At 49.5% G+C, this 2,268-nt stretch carries 2 protein-coding genes and 2 pseudogenes; all 4 read right to left on the bottom strand.

What is annotated here, in order from left to right; translation table 11 throughout:
- Window positions 1-29: 29 nt before the first annotated feature.
- Window positions 30-170, bottom strand: a pseudogene (locus DH10_RS36190) (IS66 family transposase); the annotation flags it as partial.
- A gap of 114 nt (window positions 171-284) precedes the next feature.
- The gene (locus DH10_RS36185; RefSeq protein WP_192385985.1) at window positions 285-959 is read right to left on the bottom strand and encodes a phosphoribosylanthranilate isomerase; all 675 of its coding nucleotides are present in this window, start codon (window positions 957-959) and stop codon (window positions 285-287) included.
- A gap of 8 nt (window positions 960-967) precedes the next feature.
- The gene (locus DH10_RS36180) at window positions 968-1,450 is read right to left on the bottom strand and encodes an NUDIX hydrolase (RefSeq protein WP_192385984.1); all 483 of its coding nucleotides are present in this window, start codon (window positions 1,448-1,450) and stop codon (window positions 968-970) included.
- 627 nt (window positions 1,451-2,077) lie between these two features.
- A pseudogene (locus tag DH10_RS37510) lies at window positions 2,078-2,268 on the bottom strand (integrase core domain-containing protein); the annotation flags it as partial.

The following is a 2,268-nucleotide window of genomic DNA, read 5'->3' as shown; positions in this document are numbered from 1 at the left end:
CATCAATCCGCTGATAACTTTACAGCGCCCTTTGCCCTGTCCCGACGCGCCTTGCGATCGCTCGAAGGTGGCTTGGACGACGTGCGTGATGTCTTCTCTGGCCGCTGCATCCGCAGCACCAGATCGATCAACTCTTCCTTCGTCAGACGCTGCAAATCAGTGCGATCCATATCCCCATAGATTCAGGGATTCTTGCCCCTGACAAGAGCGTGGGTAATTACCCAATTATTATGGCAACAACAGATGAGGCAATAAAGGATAAGGCGTAATCCCGGTTCATGAAACTAATTCCAGCTGTGGGATCTGATCCTCGCTATGAACTCGCGACACAGATTTCTATCCAATGCGCCATCGCGGCGAAGGCGAGAGCATACATCGATATGATGCGGCTTCACCTGATTGATTGCTGCAATAACGTTTTCAGGATCAAGCCCGCCCGCTAAATATATCGGCTTCTCTGATCGACTTACAATATCTGCTGATACTTCCCAATCGTGGGTGCGTCCTGTCCCACCCAGTTCAATAGGTTCGACATTAAAATTGCCTGTATCGAGGAGAATTGCATCAGCGTATTCCCCCAATCGCAACGCATAGTCTATCGAAGACTTGTCGATTACGTGGACGACGGGAATAACCTCCAAAGCAGGTGCAAGCCGCTTGATCTCTTTTATAACCGAAGGGTCAACGGGAGAAACGACTTGCACTGTTTCTACACCAACAGCATCTACATGACGCAATATTTCGTTCGCCTCTTTCTCGGAGGTCAAAACGATCGCCCTCGCACGATTATCGATATAACGTACAAGGTTTGATATCGTAGTATTGTCAATTATTCCAGGACCGCTTGGCATTTTCGCCACTAAGCCCAAACAGGTGGCCCCACATTCAATCGCTATGTCTGCATCTTGCTGTGACATGATGCAGCATATTTTTATTCTGTCGACTTTCAATAAAGTCATAATGTTTATCACCCTTTGGCATCCACGTTGAAGTACGGCTTTGCAGCTAACGAAGCAGAAACTAATTTCCTCACCATTTCGAAGGTATTTATTTTCTCGATATCCGACTCGGGTATCCACTGAGCTGACTTGGTTAGTGCTTCACGCGGCTTCACAATAGTTGATTGAGCCTGAGCAACAAAAATGAAGTCAATATGTTTCAGGGCAAATTGTCCTTCGTCGATACTTTCATTTAGGACAGCGATTGGCATGATAATGGATGTCGCACCGTCGGCAGTCCCGCATATCTGGAATTGAGGAGCCAAAAGTTTAATTTCGATTCCAATTTCTTCCTGAACTTCACGTATTGCGACATCGTGCGGAGACTCATTTGGCTCAATGCCGCCTCCGGGAAGCATGAACCGGCCATACTTGAGGCGTTCAATGAACAATGCCTTATCATGGTCACATGGGTGAAATATTATAACACTGCTTACAAGTCGCTTCTTCATGTATACTATCTCTGTCTGAAGTATACAATATCGGTGCGGTGATTGTATGTACCGCTTGCCGCTGTGGCAATGAGTTTGGCTGCCGCTTCGATTTCAATCCCAACTTTCTCGTTCATATTATTGTAACAGTTAGTTAGCTCTCGAGGAACTGAGCTTAGCACGCTCTCCATCGCCGCCGTTCTCACAAACCCTTGGCTTACAAATACCAACGCACTGTGCAGCTTTTTCTCAGATTTTAACGTTTGGAACGCTTGAACATAAACAGATTTGGTTCCTAGGCTAAAGACTGCGCGACGGGCCACGTCGGAACACGTATCATGGCTATGAATGTGCAATTTGCATGCCACCAAACGCAGCGACCACAAATCGGAGGAGCCGCCCCTGGCCGGCTTGATCCTAACCCCTAGTATGTCTGGATCTGAACACAGATTGTCGTCAATCGGACTCGGACAGAATGCTGTGACCAGCTTTGGCACCGGCTGACGCCAGAGTCCTCGGTTGAGAATTGCGCGTCTGAGAGCGGATTGGGCAACAGGCGATCGCTGGAGCTGGTCGAGTTGCGCAGCTGTGTGTTGCTGTTAGCTTGGCGGCATAGGGCCGCAGGTGTGATCCGAGCGCCGAATGCTAGCGCCGTTCGCTGTATCCGGCGACCCATCTAGCGATCACTGATAGCGCGTGATCGAGGTCATACTGAGAGTATCGTTCAATCGCTCGTCCGGCTGCGGCCGTTCAAGGCTTCGCAGATTCCGTTCTGCATCGGCTTGCCTGGAGCGACAACATGCTGGCCCCCTGCCGTCAAGGCGAGCATGGCCTCGAGG

The sequence above is a fragment of the Mesorhizobium silamurunense genome, from assembly GCF_014843825.1.
In the GTDB taxonomy this organism is placed as follows: Bacteria; Pseudomonadota; Alphaproteobacteria; order Rhizobiales; family Rhizobiaceae; genus Mesorhizobium; species Mesorhizobium silamurunense.
Note: the sequence above shows the minus strand (reverse complement) of the source record. Positions and strands in the feature narration are given on the sequence as shown.

Bases quoted from the DNA above. Each gene is read 5' to 3' on its own strand.
- DH10_RS36185 (WP_192385985.1), bottom strand. From the start codon at position 959: ATGACTTTATTGAAAGTCGACAGAATAAAAATATGCTGCATCATGTCA.
- DH10_RS36180 (WP_192385984.1), bottom strand. From the start codon at position 1,450: ATGAAGAAGCGACTTGTAAGCAGTGTTATAATATTTCACCCATGTGAC.